Raw genomic sequence first — 17117 nt, 5'->3', positions numbered from 1 at the left:
TGGACGCACGAGACGGAGAGGGATGCGGATGGCTCACGCCTGGTACGACAACTGGCAGGTCTGGACGCTGGCGGGCGCGGCGCTCGCCGTGCTGCTCGCGATCGTGGCGCTGGCCGTGTGGCTGCGCATGACCGCGGTGCGCCGCGACGTGAACCGCACCCTGCGCATCGTCGCCGACCGGCTCATCCGCGACGTGGTGATCCCCGACGGTATCGGCGGCTTCGTGCCGGTGGACGCGCTGATACTGCGTGAGCGCCGTCTCTACGTGCTGGACGTTCGCGACGTGGAAGGCGCGGTGTTCGGCTCGGAGAAGATGGACATCTGGACCGCCATGGGCAAGCGCCGGCGCTACCAGTTCAACAACCCCATCCGCCCAATGCACGACCGGGTGGCGGCGGTTAAGTACCTGGTGCCGGGCATCGAGGTGCTGCCGCGCATCCTGTTCACTTCCCGCGGCCACTTCCCCAAGGGCCGCCCCGACGGCGTGCAGCTCCTGGAGGAGTTCGCCCAGCCGCTGTTGCGCGCTCCCGCCAAGGAGCCCGTGACCCTGGACGCGGAGCTGCAGGCGGTGTGGGACAAGGTCTGCGAGGCGGCGAACGTGCCGCCCGGCAAGGAACGTCCGCTCCCCGTCAGGCGCGGATGAAGAGGCGCAAGAGTCCCATCACCGCGGCGAATGCCGCCAGCGACAAGAGATAGATCCCCGCGAACCAGAGCCAGGACCTGAGCTTGGGGCTCATGCGCCGGCTCAATGGTAGTGCTCGCCGGCTTTCACCTTGCCGTGGAAGATGTAGTAGCCGGCGACGGTGTAGGTCAGGATGATGGGGATGACGATCAGGAAGCCCACCAGCTCGAACACCTGGCTCGACTCCGGCGCGGCGGCTTGCTCGAAGGTGACGGCGCGCGGCACGATGTAAGGCCAGATACTGATGATGAGCCCTAGGTACGCCAGCATGAACAGGCCCACGCTGCAGTAGAACGGTGGATAGGTGTGGCGGCGCTTCAGGGAATACCAGAGGCCGGCCGCCAGCAGCAGCGTGGCGAGCGGCACCTGGGAGAGATAATAAAAGTTAGGGATGGAGAACCAGCGTTCGCGGATGGCCGGCGACATGATGGGCGTCCAGAGGCTCACCACGGCGATGGCGATGAGCAGCAGCAGCAGGCTGCGGCGGGCCATCCTGTAGCACCAGTCCAGCAGGTCCTCCTCGGTCTTCATGATGAGCCAGCTCGAGCCCAGCAGGGCGTATCCCGCCACCACGCTGAGGCCCGTGAACAGGCTGAAGGGCGTGAGCCAGTCGAAGCTGCCGCCGGTGTAGCGGCCGTCTATCACCGAGATGCCTTGCACCACGGCGCCGAGGGTGATGCCCTGGCAGAGGGCCGTGAGCATCGAGCCCGCGCTGAAGGCGATATCCCAAAGTACACGGCTCTTGTGGGCCTTGAAGCGGAACTCGAAGGAGATGCCCCGGAAGATGAGCGCCACCAGCATCAGGATCAACGGTATGTAGAGGGCGTGCAGCAGGATGGCATAAGCGCGGGGGAAGGCCGCGAACAGCCCCACACCGCCCATCACCAGCCAGGTCTCGTTGCCGTCCCACACCGGCGCCACGGTGTTCATCATGACGTCGCGGTGTCCGTGGTCCTTGGCAAAAGGGAACAGGATGCCGATGCCGAGGTCGAAGCCGTCCATCACCACGTAGATCGCGACGCCCAGCGCGATGATCCCGGCCCACACCAGCGGCAGTGCGTGCATCACTTGTCCTCCACGCCGCCGAAGGCGGGCCGTGCCGGCGGAGCCTTGCCGGTGGCGGGCTCGGGCGGCTTGGCGGCAGCCGGCCCGCCGCGGATCACCTTGAGCATGTAATAGAGATAGGCGGCCATGACCACGATGTAGGCCGCGATGAAGGTGAGCAGCGACCAGAGCACCTGTGCCGCCGGGACATCGGTGGCGACATCCGCAGTGCGCAGGATGCCGTACACCACCCAGGGCTGGCGGCCCGTCTCCGCCACCCACCAGCCGGCCACGGTGGCGATGAAACCCGCCGGTACCATCCACACCGCGGCGCTGAGGAACCAGCGCGGCATATCGTCCTTGTGGCGTTTTGCGTACCAGGCGCCGAGCCAGGCATAGGCCAGCATCAGGAATCCCAGGCCCACCATGATGCGGAAAGCCCAGAACACCACCGGCACCGAGGGCCAGTCCTTGGGATCAACCGCATCGAGGCCGACCACCACGCCGTCCCGGGAATGCTTGATGATGAGACTGCCGGCTTCCGGCAACTCGACAGCGTACTTGTTGCTGCGGGTTTCCACGTCAGGCCAGCCGAACAGCACCAGGGGGGCGTGGCCGCCGGTCTGCCAATGGCCCTCGATGGCGGCGACCTTGATGGGCTGGTAGCGCTCCGCGATCAACCCCTGCTGGTCACCCGCCAGGATCTGCAGCGGAGCGAGGATGGCTGCGGCCGCGATGGCGAAACGGAAGCTGAAACGGCCGAAACGCGGTTCAGGACCCTTGGACCACAGGAAAGCGGAGACGCCCGCCACGAACACGCTGGAGCTCAGGAGCGCTGCCAGCAGCATGTGCGCCAAGCGGTACGGGAAGGACGGGTTGAAGACGATCTGCCACCAGTCCAGGGGGTAGAACACGCCGTCCCGCAACTCGGCGCCCACCGGCGTCTGCATCCAGGAGTTGGCGGATAGGATCCAGAACGCCGAGGTCACGGTGCCGGCAGCCACCAGCAGGGTCGCCGTGTAGTGCAGCTTCCTGCCCACCCGGTTCCATCCGAACAGCATGATGCCGAGGAAACCCGCCTCCATGAAGAACGCGGTGAGCACCTCGTAGCTCATGAGCGGCCCCACCACGCTGCCTGCGATGGCGGAGAAGCGGCCGAAGTTGGTGCCGAACTCGTAGGACAGCACCACCCCCGATACCACGCCCACGCCGAAGGTGAGGGCGAAGAGCTTCACCCAGAAGTGATAGTGGCGCCGGTAGAAGTCGTCGCCGGTCTTAAGCCACAGGCTCTCGAGGATGGCGAGGAATACCGCGAGGCCGATGGTGAGCGTGGGGAACAGGATGTGGAAGCTGAGCGTGAACGCCATCTGCACCCGCGATAGCAGCACCGCATCCATTTCCTTGCATCGCTCCTATTTGCGCGCGCAGTGGTCCGCGATCACCTGCGACACGCACGCGGTGAGCTTCTTGCCGGTGGGCACGTGCAGGAACTCGTTGGGCCCGTGGGCGTTGGAGTGGGGGCCGAGCAGGCCCGTCACCAGGAACTGCGCCTTGGGGAAGCGCTCGCCCAGCATGCCCATGAACGGGATGCTGCCGCCGGTGCCCATGTACACCGCGTCCTTGCCGAAGTGAGCCTTGGAGGCGCGCTGCATGGACTTCTCCAACCACGGCGCCACCGGCGCCGCGTTCCAGCCGCCCATGGCGGAGTCGATGTCGAACTTCACGCGCGCGCCGTAGGGCGGCTTGGCTTCCAGGAGCTTCTTCACCTCGGCGCCGACCTTGCGTGCGTCGGCGGTGGGCGGCAGGCGGAAGGAGAGCTTGACCGTGGTCTTGGGGCGCAGCACGTTGCCGGCGTTGCCGAGCGTGGGGATGCCCTCCACGCCGGTGACCGACAGGGTCGGGCCCCAGGTGTTGTTGACGATGAGCTTCACCACGTCCTTGGCGATGGGCTGCACGCCCTTGGCGAAGGGCATCTTGGTGAACACGGTGTTCTTCAGCACCTTGGCCACGCGCCGGATCTGCTGCATGCGCTGGGCCGGGATCTTGGGCTTGAGGCTCTTCACCTTGGAGGTGCCGGTGGCGGAGTCCTCCACCCGGTCCAGCAGCGTACGCAGCACGCGGAAGCTGGAGGGCACTATCCCTGAGGCGGCGCCGGAGTGCACGCCCTCGGTGAGCACCTCCACCGTGAGCGTGCCGACGAGGTTGCCGCGCAGCGAGGTGGTGGTCCAGAGCTGGTCGTAGTTGCCGCACTCCGCGTCCAGGCATACCACCAGACTCACGTCGCCGAGGCGCTTGCCGAGCGTCTGGATGTAGTGGGGCAGGTCGAAGCTGCCGGACTCCTCGCAGCACTCGATGATCATGACGCAGCGGGCGTGGGGGATGCCTTGCTCCTGCAGCGCGCGGATGGCGGTGAGGGAAGCGAAGGTGGCGTAGCCGTCGTCCGCGCCGCCGCGGCCGTAGAGCTTGTCGCCGCGCATCACCGGCTTCCAGGGTTCCAGGCCCTCCAGCCAGCCGGTGAACTCCGGCTGCTTGTCCAGGTGGCCGTAGAGCAGCACCGTGTCCTTGCGCTCGCCGGGGATCTCGGCGAACAGCACCGGCGTGCGGCCCGGCAGGCGCATCACCTCCACCGTCATGCCCTTGATGGGCTGCTGACGGCACCAGTCGGCGGCGAGTTCCACCGCCTTGTCCATGTGGCCATGGGCCTGCCAATCGGCGTCGAAGTTCGGCGACTTGTTGGGGATGCCGATATACGTCTTCAACTGCGGGATGATGGACTGGTCCCAGGCCTGGTTGGTGAAGCTCTTCAGCCGGTTGAGGTCCATCAGTATCTCCGTGCGAAATAGAGGGGGCGTCTTGAGGGAGCGGTATTTTACCCCAGGCCGAAGAAAGCTTCCGAGTTGCGCGCGGTCTCTGCGACCAGCTGCGCGACGTCCTTGCTGAGGCACGCGGCCACTACGCGCGCGATATGGGGCAGGTACATGGGCTCGTTGCGGTTGGAGGCAGGCCGCGGCTTCAAGTCCCGCGGGATGAGGTAGGGTGCATCGGTCTCAAGCATGAGCCTGTCGGCGGGGATGAGCCCGACGCATTCCCGCAGGTGCAGGCCGCGGCGCTCGTCGCAGATCCAGCCGGTGATGCCGATGTGGCAGTCCAGCGCCAGGTAGTCCTTGAGCTCCGCCGCGTCGCCGGTGAAGCAGTGCACCACGGCCTTCGACAGCCGTGGCCGGTGGTCGGTGAATATGCGCATGAAGTCGTCATGGGCGTCCCGCTGGTGCAGGAACACGGGCTTGCCGCACTCGGCGGCGAGCTCGAGCTGCATGCCGAACACCTCCCGCTGTCTCTCCGGCGGTGAGAAGTTGCGGAAATAGTCCAGGCCGCATTCACCGACCGCTACCACCTCCTTGTGCCGGTGCAGTTCCCGGAGTTCGTCGCGGGTGCCCGGAGTGCAGTCCTTGGCATGGTGCGGGTGCACGCCGGCGGTGGCGTAGAGGATTCCAGGCCATGCGGCGCTGAGCTCCAGCGCCTTGCGGCTATGGGCCGCGTCGCTGCCGGTGACCACGAAACGCTCCACGCCGGCGGTCTGTGCCCGCGCGATGACCTCGGTCCGGTCCGCGTCGAAGCTGTCGTGGGTGAGGTTGGCGCCGATGTCCACCAGCGCGGAGGGCATGACATCTGTCATCACGGATTCCTGATGGATGGGACTGCCGCCGGGGTACCCACATGGCCAGAATGCCTCGCGTCGGAAGGCCGCGGGCGGCGCAAGTGTAAACTATGCCCCGCCGCGTGTCCGACGCCGAACTCTACGGGGAGCCTCATGCCACTGGACCGGGATGCCTTGGATGCCCTGCGCATGGACCGCGGCGCCGACGACGCGGCCCTGAAGCGCCGCAGCCGTCCGCTGCTGGCCGGCGCCGCGCTGCTGCTCCTGACGGTCACAGCCCTGGTGGCCTGGCTGCTGTTCAAGCCCACCTATATATCAGTGCAGACCGCCTCCGCCCGCGTGGTGCAGGACAGCCCTGCCGCGGGGGCAGGTGCTCGCCTGCTCAATGCCTCCGGTTACGTGGTGCCGCGCCTGCAGGCGGTGGTCTCCTCCAAAGTCACCGGCAAGGTGAGCGAAGTGCACGTGGAGGAGGGCATGCACGTGAAGGCAGGCCAGGTGCTGGCGCGCCTGGACGATGCCACCGCCCGCGACCAGGTGAACGTGGCCAAGAGCCAGTTCGCCGCCGCCCGTGCGCTCGCGGTGCAGACCGAGGTGGAGCACGCCAATGCCGAGCGCGACCTCGCCCGCACCCGCACGCTCTATGCCCGCCACCTGGTGAGCCAGGCCGACATGGACGCCGCGACTACCCGTGAGGCGAGCCTGCAGGCTTCCCTGGACAGCGCGCGCCAGCAGGCCAGCGTGGCCGAAAACAGCCTGGCACTGGACCAGCAGTTCCTGGATGACACCGTGATCCGCGCGCCCTTCGCCGGCGTGGTGGTGTCGAAGGATGCGCAGCCCGGCGAGATGATCTCCCCGAACTCCGCCGGCGGCGGCAACACCCGCACCGGCATCGCCACCGTGGTGGACATGAGCTCTCTCGAGATCGAGGTGGACGTGAACGAGGCCTACATCGGCCGCGTCCACGGCGGGCAGAAGGTGGACGCGGTGCTGGACGCCTATCCGGACTGGCACATCCCGTCACACGTTGTGAGCATCATCCCCACCGCAGACCGCGACAAGGCCACCGTGAAGGTGCGCGTGGGCTTCGACCAACTCGACCCGCGCATCCTGCCGCAGATGGCGATCCAGGTGTGGTTCCTGGGCGAGGGGAGCGGCGAGGCTTCCGCGCCGGCCGCGCGCGTGCAGGTCCCGCAGGCCGCGGTGCACAAGGACGGCGCCACCCCCTACGTCTTCATCTACGCCGATGGCCGCGTGGAGCGCCGTGCCATCAAGCTCGGCGCCGCCACGGGTTCGGACGTGGAAGTCCTGGCGGGCGTGGCTGGCGAGGAGAAGGTGATCACCGCTTCCGAGAAGCCGCTCGCCGACGGCATGCGTGTGCGCGAGAACAACAACCCTTGAAGATATCCGACATCAGGAGCATGACATGAGCAGGCCCAATCCCGTCCCGCGTGCCGACGCCGGCACACCGTTGGTGGAGCTGCAGGGCATCACCAAGGAATACCCGCGCGGCGGCGAGACCGTACACGTGCTGCAGGACCTCACCCTCAGCATCCCGCGGGGTGACTTCCTCGCGCTCATGGGCCCCTCAGGTTCAGGCAAGACCACGCTGCTGAACCTGCTGGGCGGTATCGACCGGCCCACCTCCGGCAGCCTCAAGGTGGAAGGCACCGACATCGCCAGCTTTGGCGAGTCGGAACTCGCGCGCTGGCGCGCCCGCAACGTGGGATTCGTCTTCCAGCTCTACCACCTGCTGCCGGTGCTCTCCGCCGAGCGCAACGTGGAGCTGCCGCTCCTGCTGACGGGGCTTTCGGCTTCCGACCGCAAGCGGCGCGTGCAGGCTGCCATGCAGCTCACCAACATCGCCGACCGCGCCAAGCATAGGCCCTCGGAACTCTCCGGCGGCCAGGAGCAGCGCGTGGGCATCGCCCGTGCCATCGTGGCGGACCCGCTGCTGTTGCTCTGCGACGAGCCCACCGGCGACCTGGACCGCAAATCCGGCGACGAGATCCTGGACCTCCTGCAGGCGCTCAACCGCGAGCAGGGCAAGACCATCGTGATGGTCACCCACGACCCGCACGCCGCCGCCCGCGCGCGCCGCATCCTCTACATGAACAAGGGCAAGCTGGCCGCGGAGCCCGAGAAGTGAAATACCTTCCTCTCATCTGGGCGAACCTGATGCGGCGCAAGGTGCGCACGGTGTTCACGCTGCTGTCGGTGTTCATCGCCTTCATGCTGTTCGCGGTGCTGGGCGCCGTGGACCAGGCTTTCACCGGCGGCGTGGAGCTGGCCGGCGCCGACCGCCTCATGGTCATGAACAAGACCGGCCTCATCAACTCCATGCCCGTGAACTACGTCGACCGCATCGCCAAGGTGCCGGGTGTGGCGGCGGTGACGCTGCAGGACTGGGTCGGCGCCTACTACCAGGACCCGCGCCAGCCCATCACCGGCTTCGCGGTGGACGCGCCGAGCTTTCTGGAGGTGCATTCGGACATGCAGCTTCCGCCGGGCCAGGCCCAGGCCTGGCTCGCGGACCGCACGGGCGTGATCGTGGGCCAGATCCTCGCCAAGCGCTACGGCTGGAAGGCCGGCGACCATTTCCCGCTGCGTTCCAACATCTGGCGCGACAAGGACGGCAAGAGCACGTGGGACGTGACCGTGGACGGCGTCTACAGCGGCGGCCAGGAAGACCTCCTGCTGATGCATTACAAGTACCTGGATGAGGCCCGCGCGTTCCGCAACAACCAGGCCAACATGTTCGTGCTCAAGGTGGCGGACCCCGCGCGCTCCGGCGCCATCGCCCGGGACGTGGACCAGCTGTTCGCGAACTCCGCCGCCGAGAGCAAGACCCAGACCGAGAAGGCCTTCCTGCAGAGCTTCGCCGCCATGCTGGGCAACATCGGCAAGATCGTCACCGGCATCGTGAGCGCGGTGCTGTTCAGCATGCTGCTGGTCACCGCCAACACCATGGCCCAGTCCATCCGCGAGCGGGTGAGCGAGCTCGCGGTGCTGAAAGCCCTGGGCTTCAGCCGCCGCGGCGTGGGCCTGATGGTGCTGGGCGAGTCGCTGCTGGTGACGGTGCTGGGCGGCGCGCTCGGCCTGTTCCTGGGTTCCGGCTTCGCCAGCGGTATCGGCTCCAAGCTGCCGTTCCTGCAGAACTTCCACACGCCGCCCGCCGGCATCGCGCTCGGCATCCTGCTGATGCTGCTGCTCGGCCTGCTGGCGGGCCTGCTGCCCGCGGTGCAGGCCATGCGCCTGCAGGTGGCCACCGCCCTGAGGAGGGCCTGACATGCGCTGGCTGCATCAGCTCTACACCGTCTGCGTGCTCAACCTCGGCAACCTCAAGGCGCGCCTGGATTCCTCCCTGGTGGCGGTGATCGGCTTCACGGGCGTCATCATGGTGTTCGTCGCAGTGTTCGCCATCCGGGACGGGTTCAATGCCACGCTGCGCGGTTCCGGCTCGCCGGACGTGGCGGTGGTGCTGCGTGGCGGCGCAGGCGCCGAGATCAACAGCGTGTTAGGCGACAAGGATGCCAAGGTGGTGGCCGGCGCGCCCGGCATCCGCAGCGGCGAGGCGGGTCCCCTGGCCTCGGAGGAACTCCTGGTGCAGCTCAGCCTGCAGAAGACGGACACCGGCCTCGACGCGAACGTGCCGTTCCGCGGGGTCAGCGGCACGGCATTCCAGGTGCACGACAAGGTGCGCCTCACCGCCGGCCGCAGCTTCCAGCCGGGCCTCAACGAGGTCATCGTGGGCCTGCACGCGTCGCACGAGTACAAGGGCCTGAGCCTGGGCGGCGTGATCCAGTCCGGACCCTACACGTGGCACATCGTAGGCTTCTTCGACGACGGCGGCGTGTACTCCTCGGAGGTGTGGGGCGACCTCACGGTGATGCAGGCGGCCTACAACCGCGGCAGCTCCATGGAGTCGGTGTACGTGAAGCTGGCCTCGCCCGGCGACTTCCAGCAGTTCAAGGACTACCTCACCACCAATCCCCAGCTCAACGTGAGCGTGGACCGGGAGACGGATTTCTACGCGGAGCAGTCCAAGAACATGAACGCGTTCATCACCGGCATCGGCGCCTTCATCGCGTTCCTGATGGGCATCGGGGCGGTGTTCGGCGCGGTGAACACCATGTACAACTCGGTGTCGAGCCGTGCCGCCGAGATAGCGACGCTGCGGGCCCTCGGGTTCGGCCGCTCGCCAGTGCTGCTGTCGGTGCTGGTGGAGGGCATGCTGCTGGGCCTCGCCGGCGGCGTGGTGGGCGGCGTGCTGGCCTATTTCCTCTTCAACGGCATCGAGACCAGCACCATGGGTTCCAACTTCGCGCAGCTCGCGTTCTCGTTCCGGGTCACGCCGGGCCTGCTGATGGAAGGTGCGGTCTATGCACTGCTCATGGGTCTGCTGGGTGGGCTCTTGCCGGCTGCACGTGCCGTCAGGATGCCTATAGCTACGAGCCTTCGTCAGCTTTGAGTCATTCCGGCAGCGGACGCTGCCGGTAGAAGAGGGCGAGCTGCTGGTAGAGCTCGGGTGAGAAGTTCCTGAGCCTGCGCGGTGTCTCGAAGAAGGCTTCGCTCGCCACGGCGAAGAACTCGCCGGGACTCTCGAGGCCGTAGGGGTCCAACGGCGGCGGGTATCCCGCATCCACGCGCTGCTCGAGTTGGCGGAAGGCGCCGCCCAGGACCTGTACCCAGATGCGCCGGCTCATGCGCGCATGCAGCGGCGGGAAGCCGTTGGCGTCGCCGTTCAGCATGTCCAGCTTGTGGGCCATCTCGTGGATCACGACGTTGTGGCCCGGCGTCGCGCCGGCCCCCGCCACTTCTTCCCAGGCCAGGATCACCGGACCCTGTTCCCAGGCTTCTCCCGACAGGGGCGTGCGGTGCCGGTGCACCACGCCGGCCTCATCCACGTGCTCGCGCTCCGGCACGAAGGCATCGGGGTAGACCACGATGGAATGCCATTCCCGGTACCAGCGCAACCCGAGCTTGAGCACAGGCAGGCAGGCGAGGGCGGCGAGCCAGGCGCGATCGGCGGAGGCCAGTTCCAAGCCCCGCACCGGCTCGATGCTCTTGTCGTGCAGGAGCAGGGTCGCCATCACCCGCAGGCGGGCCTGATCGGAAGCATCGAGGCGCGCCAGAGGCGCGGATCGCTTGAGAGCCGTGCGCCAGTCCGCTTCGGCTATGGGGTGGCGCTTCAGGATGCGCCGTTCACGCCAGCGGTCGAAGAAGGACAGCATCACTGAGAGATGGGGCCGGATAGTCTCAGGCCAAGCCGGGGGTCACTCATTCTTCCACTTGAAGCCGAAGGAACCCAGGCCCAGGAACAGGGCGGTCATGGCGCCCATGGAGACGAGCTGCGGCCAGATCTCGGCGACGCCGGCGCCGTCCAGCATGATCTTGCGGGCGCCGATCAGCATCTGCGTGAGGGGGAAGATGCTGGAGAAGTCCTGTATCCACCAGGGCGCGCCTTCCAGGGAGAACCATACGCCCGAGAGGAACATCATGGGCCAGGAGGCGAGGTTGAGCAGGCCGCCGGCGAACTCCTCGCTCGCTACCCGTGCCGCCACCAGCAGGCCGAGGGAGATCATGCACGCCGCCCCCAGCACCGCGTCCAGGAGCAGCAGCCAGTAGCTGCCGGCCATGTAGAAGTCGATCAGGAGGTGCGTGCCGATGAACACCGCCAGGGTGATGCTCATGATGAGCAGCAGCCGCGACGAGACCTGGGCGGCGATGAACTCGAAGGCCATGAGCGGCGTGGCGTTGAGGCGCTTCAGGAAGCCGTTCTTGCGGTAGCGCACGATCACGTAGCCCACGCCGAACAGGCAGGAGAACATCATGTTCATGCCCAGCACGCCGGGGATGAGCCAGTCCACGTAGTTGATGGCCCTGCCGGTCACGGTGGCGCGGGTGTAGCGCACGTCCGTCTCGCCCGCCAGGATCTTCTCCAGCACGTAGCCCTTGGGCGAGGTCTCGTTCACCCAGTAGCGCGGCGCCTTGGGGTCCCGCGGATCCAGCAGCATGTCGATCTGGTTGTGGGCGACCTTGGACTCGGCCTGCCGCTCGTCGGCGACCGGGTAGAAATCCACGTAGCGGGTCTTGAGGAAGGCTTCGTCGATCTGCTCGATGGGCACGCCGCCGTTCAGCACTGCCACCTTGAACAGCGGCTTCTGGCCGCCCGAGAAGATGAACCACATGCCGATCACGATCAGCACCGGCAGCACGATGTTCCAGCCGAGCGCGGCACGGTCGCGCAGGAACTCGAGGTTGCGGGCCTTCAGGATCGCGAGGAAGCGGTGCGTCATGCCCGCAGTTCCTTTCCGGTGAGCTCGAGGAACAGGTCCTCGAGGGTGCGTTCGCGGATGCGTAGGCGCGCCAGCGGCACCTTGCCTTCCATCAGCTTCTGCAGGGTGGCGTCCACGTCGGCGGTCTGTATCTCCACGCTCTCGCCGGCGTCATGCACGTCCAGTCCCAGCTGGGCCGCGGCAGCGGGGAAGTCCTGCTTAGGCAGCTGCAGGATGACGTCGTGGAAGTGCTTGGCCAAGAGCGTGGCGGGCGGGCCCTCGGCGATGATGTGGCCATGGTCCATGATCGCGATGCGGTCGCAGAGCAGGAACGCCTCTTCCATGTAGTGGGTGGTGAGGATCACGGTCTTGTTGCGGGACTTGATGGCGCGGATCAGGTCCCAGAAGTTGCGGCGCGCCTGGGGGTCGAGGCCGGTGGTGGGCTCGTCCAGGAACAGCACTTCGGGGTCATTGACCAGGGCGAGGGCCAGCAGCAGGCGCTGGCGCTGCCCGCCGGAGAGCTTGCGCGCGTCCCGGTCCACGTATTCCTGCAGGGTGCACATGCGCACCAGTTCGTCCACGTCCAGGCCGCGGTTGTAGAGGCTGCGGAACATCTGCAGCGTCTCGCGCACCGTGAGGAAGTCCTGCAGCGCGGTGGACTGGAACTGGATGCCCACCTCCTGGCGGAAGTGCGCGTCGACTGGCATGCCCCGGTACAGCACCTCACCGGCGCTGGGAGAGATGATGCCCTCCATCATCTCCACGGTGGTGGTCTTGCCGGCGCCGTTGGGCCCCAGCAGGCCGAAGCACTCGCCCCCCTCCACCGCGAAGCGGATGCCGTCCACGGCGGTCACGCCGGGGTAGCGCTTCACGAGATCACGGACTTCGAGGATGGCGGGCATGGCGGGCCGTGGGGAAGGACAGGGCCGGCATTATCCGCAGGCCCGCCGGAGCCTGTCGAGTGACAGGCGTCACACCCTCGAGCCGGCCTCACGGGTATGCTGCCGCAGGTCCTGGGAGGGGGCATGGATGTCCTCCTTGCAGACGGCAGGGGATTGGTGCATTTTTAGACGTTCCAGGGGTATCTCATTGAAGGGGCTTGGAAAATCCCCTTTAAGAACCGCTCATAACCGTTTGCGTTAAATGGAATTTTGGCTGCCGGTTCAGGCCGGCGCCCGCTACAATGAAGAAAGACAAGCAGGGGGTTTGCGTGAAGTCTGCAGCACGTCTCATGGGGGTATTGGGCCTGTGGCTGGCGCTGGTCCTGCCCGCGTCCGCAGCCCAGGACGTGGTGCTGGTGCTGGACAACTCCGGCAGCATGCGCGCGAATGACCCCAACCGGCTCGCCGGCCAGGCGGTCACCAGCTTCGTGGACGGCCTCAAGGGCGACGTCCGCCTCTCCATCATCCAGTTCGCCAACAGCCCCAAGGTCCTGATGCCGCTCACGCCGCTGGACGAGGGTACCCGCATCCAGGCGCAGGCCGCGGTGCAGCAGCTCGACTACCGGGGCCAATGGACCGACACCGGCGCCGCCCTGGAGCGCGCGCTCTACGAGCTGGACAGCCACGGCCGTGCCGACTCGCTGCGCTGCATCGTGCTCATGACCGACGGCTACGTGGACGTGGGCAACGCTTCCCGCGACAGCGACAAGATCCACTGGATCGTGCAGTCGCTGATCCCGGAGGCCGTATCCAGGCGGGTGCGCATCTTCGGCGTGGCCTTCACCGACCAGGCCGACTACGAGCTCCTGCAGCAGCTGGCGCAGAAGACCGGCGCAGGCTACTACCGCGCTTACCAGGCGGGCGACCTAGCCGGCATCTACCGCCAGATCAGCGACACGCTGCTCTCCGGCAAGCCGGTGCCGCAGCCGGCCGACGCCGGGATGGCACCTGCCGCCCCGCAGCAGCAGCCCGCGGCAGGATCCGGGGGGTTCAGCTTCAACACGCCTCTCACCCACATGCAGCAGGAGGAGGACGATTCGCGCCGGCTTCTGCTCACGGTGGTGGTGGCACTGGTGTTGCTGGCGGTGTTCGGCGGCGGCGGGTTCTACGTCTGGAAGAAGGGCGGGCTTAAGAACGTGCTGCCCAAGCCGCAGGCGCCGGCGGGGCAGCCCGACGGCCTGCAGGCGGTGCTGTACGACATCAGCAACCCCAACGACATCAAGCGCTACGAGCTTGGCGAGAAGGCCACCGTCATCGGCCGCGTGGCCGGCTATGACCCGGAGGTGCAGTACGTGCTGGCGGCCGAGCCCACCGTGGGCCGCTGCCACGCGCTCATCGAACGGCGCGGTCATTCCTTCTGGATCACCGACCAGGGCAGCATCAACGGCACCTTCGTCAACGGCGAGCGGGTGGCCGGTGACCATGCCCTCAAGCACGGCGACATCGTCGCAGTGCACCGCCATGAGTTCGAGTTCGTGCTGCCGGAACTGTTCGAGTCAGAGTCCACGGTGCTGGCGGCGCGCGAAGAATACGGTTACGCGGAGAAGCGGCAAGCCTAGACCTCTCCGCGTGGAGTCGCTTCCATGATGCAGAGCCATCTCGCCTACCATTGGCGGCGCAGCCCGCGGGCCAAGTCGCTGCAGGTGCACATCACGCCCTGGAACGGGATCGAAGTGGTGATCCCCCGGCATGTGAGTCGCGAGCGCGCCCGCGCCTTCGTGCTGCGGCACCGGCAGTGGATCCGCGACACATGGCAGCGCATGCGCGAGCAGATCGTGGACGCGGACCTCACGCTGCCCACGGTCCTGGAGTTGCGCGGCATCGATGAGCACTGGGAGGTGCGTTACCGCAGCCGCGGCGGCAACCGCGCCCGCGTCACCGCCCGCGGCGGCGTGCTCACCGTGCACTACGACGGGCATGACGAGCGCGCCGCGCGCCAGGCGCTGCGCCGCTGGCTCATGGAGCGCGCCCGCGGGCATTTCGGCAGTTATCTGCCGCGGCTCTGCCACAGCACCGGCTTCAGCTTCAAGAAGCTGCAGATCCGCGGCCAAACCAGCCGCTGGGGCAGCTGCTCCTCCAGCGGCACCCTCAGCCTCAACTACAAGCTCCTGTTCCTGGAGCCTGAGTTGGTGCGCTACCTCGTCATCCACGAACTCGCGCATACCAAGCACCTCGATCACTCGCCCCGCTTCTGGAAGCTGGTGGAGGAGTTCGAGCCCAGGTGTCGCGAGCTCGACCAGGAGCTGGGCGAGTCCTGGCGCGACGTACCCGCCTGGGTCGAGATCGCCTGACACGCCTGTCATAACGCACCGTCCGGTCCAATCGGCGGTCCCGCGGTCCGCACGTATAATCATCCGCATGTTCGACGCGCTGGTGGAGACCGAGGTCCTGGCCGCGCACCTGGCTGATCCGGCCTGGGTGGTGGCGGACTGCCGCTCGTCCATCACCGACCCGGAGGAGGGGCCGCGCCGCTATGCCGCCGGCCACATCCCCGGCGCGCGCCATCTGCACCTGGAACGCGATCTCTCGGGTCCGCTGACGCCAGAGACGGGACGCCATCCCCTGCCGGACCCGGCCCAGCTCGCCGAGGTGTTCGGACGCGCCGGCATCGGTGCTGGCACCCAGGTGGTGGCTTACGACGATGCGGGCGGCGCCTATGCGGCGCGCCTGTGGTGGTTGCTACGCTGGCTCGGGCATACCGAAGCGGCCGTGCTTAACGGCGGCTGGCAGCAATGGCTCAAGGAGGAACGGCCGGTGAGTACCGAACCGCCCCGCGTCGAAGCGCGCCGCTTCGACCTGCACGAGCCGCGCCGCGACATGTGGCTGAGTACCGACGAGGTGCTGGAGATGGTACGCGACCGCAAGCGCGGCCTGCTGGACGTGCGCGGACCCAAGCGTTTCCGCGGCGAGGAGGAACCCATCGACCCGGTGGCGGGGCACGTGCCGGGGGCGGCGAACCTGGCGTTCGCCGGTAACGTGGCGGAGGACGGGCGCTTCCACTGTCCTGCAGTGCTGCGCCAGCGTTTCGAGACCGTGCTGGCCGGCACCAAGCCCGAGCAGGTGGTGTGCATGTGCGGCTCCGGTGTCACCGCCTGCCAGGGGCTGCTGGCCATGGAGGTGGCGGGACTCAAGGGAGGGCGGCTCTATGCCGGTTCCTGGAGCGAATGGATCCGTGACGCCGGCCGGCCGGTGGCGCGGGAGGCCGACGGCGTCTGAATCCGGCGAGACGGGTCCGTCGGCCGGGTGTAGCGTGGACAGGCCGCCATGTCATCCGGCGGCGCCGACCGGACGTTAACTGCAGAGGGAATTCCCGCGGGCGCGGGACGGTCATGCGTATGTAAGGCCAGATTCAAGCATCAGGAGGACGCCATGAAATTTTCCAAGACTCGATTCGCGGTGTTGACCGCCGCCCTGTTCGCGCTGGTGAGCGTGGCGGGCCTGGCGGCTTCGGACTCGCCGTTCCTGGGCTCCAAGAGCGAGCCGCACGGCACATTGCACCTCAACGTGGACCAGACCGCCAAGCAGACCTACCCGGTGGAGGTCTGGACGGTGGATGGCAAGCTCACCAACCGCAGCGACCAGGGTGTACTGTGGGTAAAGCCAGGTGACTACACCCTCGGCATCAAGCTCGCCCGCAGCGTGAACCTGGCGGACATCCCCGGCCTGCAGCGCCATGCCAGCTACGGCCAGGAGACCCACGACCTCAAGCTTACGGTGGAGCAGGGCAAGGCCTACTACGTGGGCGCCAAGTTCGAGGCCTCGGGCAAGTGGACGCCAGTGGTCTGGAAGACGGAAGACGACAAATAAGCTGCTTCGTTTGCTCGTTAATTGAATACCCCGCATTGCGGGGTATTCTTTTTGTAGAATGGCGTCCATCTGCCGAATGGGGTCCCCGATGAAACTTGCAAACGTGCTCCTGGCCGCCGTGCTGCTCGTAGCGGCGAATGCGGCCCATGCCGATGGTCCCTCCTACATCGGTGTCGGCATCGGCCACGCCTCCCTCAACCGCGGCAGTCTCTCCCTTGCCGGCGGGCAGCAGGGCGGCATCGACGGCACCCAGACGGCCAAGACGCTGTTCCTGGGCTACGACCTCAGCGACATCTTCAGCATCGAGGGCGCTTACCACGACTACGGCGCACCCACCGCGTTCTACCAGAACACCAGCGGCAGCTGCGCGCCGGGGCAGCCGCCTTTCGCCTGCAGCGGCATCCACTACTGCCCGGACAATGCCACGCGCTTCTCCTGCCCGAGCCTCCAAGGCTATTCCGCGGTGATGGTGGCGCGCTACGAAGTGGCGCCGCAGCTCTACCTCGCGGTGCTGGCAGGAGAGATGGCCTGGAAAGCGGGCGACCCGGGCAAGGTGCTCCTCAAGGAGGACCAGGGTGAAGTCTTCCTCTACGGCCTGCGGGTGATGAAGAAACTCGATTACGGATTCAGCGTGGACGTCACCTACGAGCGCTCCCAGTTCACCACTGAAGAGACTCGTATAGGGTTGCGCTACTCATTCTGAGCGACGC

At 67.1% G+C, this 17117-nt stretch carries 17 protein-coding genes; 10 read left to right on the top strand and 7 right to left on the bottom strand.

Annotation, left to right across the window (positions count from 1 at the left end):
- Positions 1 to 28 precede the first annotated feature (28 nt).
- The gene (locus VF651_05460; GenBank protein ID HEX7965145.1) at positions 29 to 643 is read left to right on the top strand and encodes a nuclease-related domain-containing protein; all 615 of its coding nucleotides are present in this window, start codon (positions 29 to 31) and stop codon (positions 641 to 643) included.
- Between the two features lie 102 nt (positions 644 to 745).
- On the opposite strand, the gene cydB is transcribed toward VF651_05460, so the two are convergent.
- Genes cydB through VF651_05440 form a run of 4 tightly spaced genes read right to left on the bottom strand, consistent with a single transcriptional unit; the run spans position 746 to position 5402 of the window.
- Positions 746 to 1747: a cytochrome d ubiquinol oxidase subunit II gene (cydB, locus tag VF651_05455; protein ID HEX7965144.1), complete on the bottom strand. Its 1002-nt coding sequence runs from the start codon at positions 1745 to 1747 to the stop codon at positions 746 to 748.
- The gene (locus tag VF651_05450; protein ID HEX7965143.1) at positions 1747 to 3123 is read right to left on the bottom strand and encodes a cytochrome ubiquinol oxidase subunit I; all 1377 of its coding nucleotides are present in this window, start codon (positions 3121 to 3123) and stop codon (positions 1747 to 1749) included. Before VF651_05450 ends, cydB begins: the two co-directional genes overlap by 1 nt.
- 15 nt (positions 3124 to 3138) lie before the next feature.
- Positions 3139 to 4548 (bottom strand): M20 family metallopeptidase, encoded by a 1410-nt coding sequence (locus VF651_05445; GenBank protein ID HEX7965142.1) that lies wholly within the window; start codon positions 4546 to 4548, stop codon positions 3139 to 3141.
- Between the two features lie 47 nt (positions 4549 to 4595).
- Positions 4596 to 5402: a TatD family hydrolase gene (locus VF651_05440; GenBank protein ID HEX7965141.1), complete on the bottom strand. Its 807-nt coding sequence runs from the start codon at positions 5400 to 5402 to the stop codon at positions 4596 to 4598.
- Positions 5403 to 5537: 135 nt separating this feature from the next.
- Here VF651_05440 and VF651_05435 point away from each other — a divergent pair, with 135 nt between their 5' ends.
- The 4 genes from VF651_05435 to VF651_05420 are packed head-to-tail and all read left to right on the top strand — an operon-like array spanning position 5538 to position 9852.
- A complete protein-coding gene (locus VF651_05435; protein ID HEX7965140.1) occupies positions 5538 to 6782 on the top strand; it encodes an efflux RND transporter periplasmic adaptor subunit in 1245 nt (414 codons plus the stop codon).
- Between the two features lie 25 nt (positions 6783 to 6807).
- A complete protein-coding gene (locus VF651_05430) occupies positions 6808 to 7530 on the top strand; it encodes an ABC transporter ATP-binding protein (GenBank protein HEX7965139.1) in 723 nt (240 codons plus the stop codon).
- Positions 7527 to 8669 (top strand): ABC transporter permease, encoded by a 1143-nt coding sequence (locus VF651_05425; protein ID HEX7965138.1) that lies wholly within the window; start codon positions 7527 to 7529, stop codon positions 8667 to 8669. Before VF651_05430 ends, VF651_05425 begins: the two co-directional genes overlap by 4 nt.
- Position 8670: 1 nt before the next feature.
- Entirely contained in the window at positions 8671 to 9852 is a 1182-nt protein-coding gene (locus tag VF651_05420) for an ABC transporter permease (GenBank protein HEX7965137.1), read from the top strand.
- 1 nt (position 9853) lies between these two features.
- On the opposite strand, the gene VF651_05415 is transcribed toward VF651_05420, so the two are convergent.
- Genes VF651_05415 through VF651_05405 form a run of 3 tightly spaced genes read right to left on the bottom strand, consistent with a single transcriptional unit; the run spans position 9854 to position 12561 of the window.
- Positions 9854 to 10615 carry a M90 family metallopeptidase gene (locus VF651_05415; GenBank protein HEX7965136.1) on the bottom strand — a complete coding sequence of 254 codons (762 nt, stop codon included), beginning with the start codon at positions 10613 to 10615 and terminating at the stop codon, positions 9854 to 9856.
- A gap of 42 nt (positions 10616 to 10657) precedes the next feature.
- Positions 10658 to 11680 (bottom strand): ABC transporter permease, encoded by a 1023-nt coding sequence (locus VF651_05410; protein ID HEX7965135.1) that lies wholly within the window; start codon positions 11678 to 11680, stop codon positions 10658 to 10660.
- The gene (locus VF651_05405; GenBank protein ID HEX7965134.1) at positions 11677 to 12561 is read right to left on the bottom strand and encodes an ABC transporter ATP-binding protein; all 885 of its coding nucleotides are present in this window, start codon (positions 12559 to 12561) and stop codon (positions 11677 to 11679) included. The genes VF651_05410 and VF651_05405 overlap by 4 nt, the downstream gene beginning before the upstream one ends.
- Before the next feature lie 308 nt (positions 12562 to 12869).
- Here VF651_05405 and VF651_05400 point away from each other — a divergent pair, with 308 nt between their 5' ends.
- From VF651_05400 to VF651_05380, 5 genes are all read left to right on the top strand, one after another.
- Entirely contained in the window at positions 12870 to 14159 is a 1290-nt protein-coding gene (locus tag VF651_05400) for a VWA domain-containing protein (GenBank protein HEX7965133.1), read from the top strand.
- 24 nt (positions 14160 to 14183) lie between these two features.
- Entirely contained in the window at positions 14184 to 14891 is a 708-nt protein-coding gene (locus VF651_05395; GenBank protein ID HEX7965132.1) for a SprT family zinc-dependent metalloprotease, read from the top strand.
- Between the two features lie 67 nt (positions 14892 to 14958).
- Positions 14959 to 15816 (top strand): sulfurtransferase, encoded by an 858-nt coding sequence (locus VF651_05390; GenBank protein ID HEX7965131.1) that lies wholly within the window; start codon positions 14959 to 14961, stop codon positions 15814 to 15816.
- Between the two features lie 153 nt (positions 15817 to 15969).
- A complete protein-coding gene (locus VF651_05385; protein HEX7965130.1) occupies positions 15970 to 16407 on the top strand; it encodes a hypothetical protein in 438 nt (145 codons plus the stop codon).
- 88 nt (positions 16408 to 16495) lie between these two features.
- Positions 16496 to 17110, top strand: a complete 615-nt coding sequence (locus tag VF651_05380) for an outer membrane beta-barrel protein (protein ID HEX7965129.1) — start codon at positions 16496 to 16498, stop codon at positions 17108 to 17110.
- Positions 17111 to 17117: the final 7 nt, after the last annotated feature.

The organism is Gammaproteobacteria bacterium (genome assembly GCA_036383255.1).
In the GTDB taxonomy this organism is placed as follows: Bacteria; Pseudomonadota; Gammaproteobacteria; order Natronospirales; family REEB76; genus DASUBN01.
The sequence above is the reverse complement of the archived record's forward strand: the minus strand, read 5'-3'. Positions and strand labels throughout refer to the sequence as shown.

Bases quoted from the DNA above. Each gene is read 5' to 3' on its own strand.
- VF651_05395 (HEX7965132.1), top strand. From the start codon at position 14,184: ATGATGCAGAGCCATCTCGCCTACCATTGGCGGCGCAGCCCGCGGGCC.
- VF651_05435 (HEX7965140.1), top strand. From the start codon at position 5,538: ATGCCACTGGACCGGGATGCCTTGGATGCCCTGCGCATGGACCGCGGC.
- VF651_05415 (HEX7965136.1), bottom strand. From the start codon at position 10,615: ATGCTGTCCTTCTTCGACCGCTGGCGTGAACGGCGCATCCTGAAGCGC.
- VF651_05440 (HEX7965141.1), bottom strand. From the start codon at position 5,402: ATGACAGATGTCATGCCCTCCGCGCTGGTGGACATCGGCGCCAACCTC.
- VF651_05445 (HEX7965142.1), bottom strand. From the start codon at position 4,548: ATGGACCTCAACCGGCTGAAGAGCTTCACCAACCAGGCCTGGGACCAG.
- VF651_05450 (HEX7965143.1), bottom strand. From the start codon at position 3,123: ATGGATGCGGTGCTGCTATCGCGGGTGCAGATGGCGTTCACGCTCAGC.
- cydB (HEX7965144.1), bottom strand. From the start codon at position 1,747: ATGCACGCACTGCCGCTGGTGTGGGCCGGGATCATCGCGCTGGGCGTC.
- VF651_05430 (HEX7965139.1), top strand. From the start codon at position 6,808: ATGAGCAGGCCCAATCCCGTCCCGCGTGCCGACGCCGGCACACCGTTG.
- VF651_05380 (HEX7965129.1), top strand. From the start codon at position 16,496: ATGAAACTTGCAAACGTGCTCCTGGCCGCCGTGCTGCTCGTAGCGGCG.
- VF651_05420 (HEX7965137.1), top strand. From the start codon at position 8,671: ATGCGCTGGCTGCATCAGCTCTACACCGTCTGCGTGCTCAACCTCGGC.
- VF651_05460 (HEX7965145.1), top strand. From the start codon at position 29: ATGGCTCACGCCTGGTACGACAACTGGCAGGTCTGGACGCTGGCGGGC.
- VF651_05385 (HEX7965130.1), top strand. From the start codon at position 15,970: ATGAAATTTTCCAAGACTCGATTCGCGGTGTTGACCGCCGCCCTGTTC.
- VF651_05410 (HEX7965135.1), bottom strand. From the start codon at position 11,680: ATGACGCACCGCTTCCTCGCGATCCTGAAGGCCCGCAACCTCGAGTTC.
- VF651_05390 (HEX7965131.1), top strand. From the start codon at position 14,959: ATGTTCGACGCGCTGGTGGAGACCGAGGTCCTGGCCGCGCACCTGGCT.
- VF651_05405 (HEX7965134.1), bottom strand. From the start codon at position 12,561: ATGCCCGCCATCCTCGAAGTCCGTGATCTCGTGAAGCGCTACCCCGGC.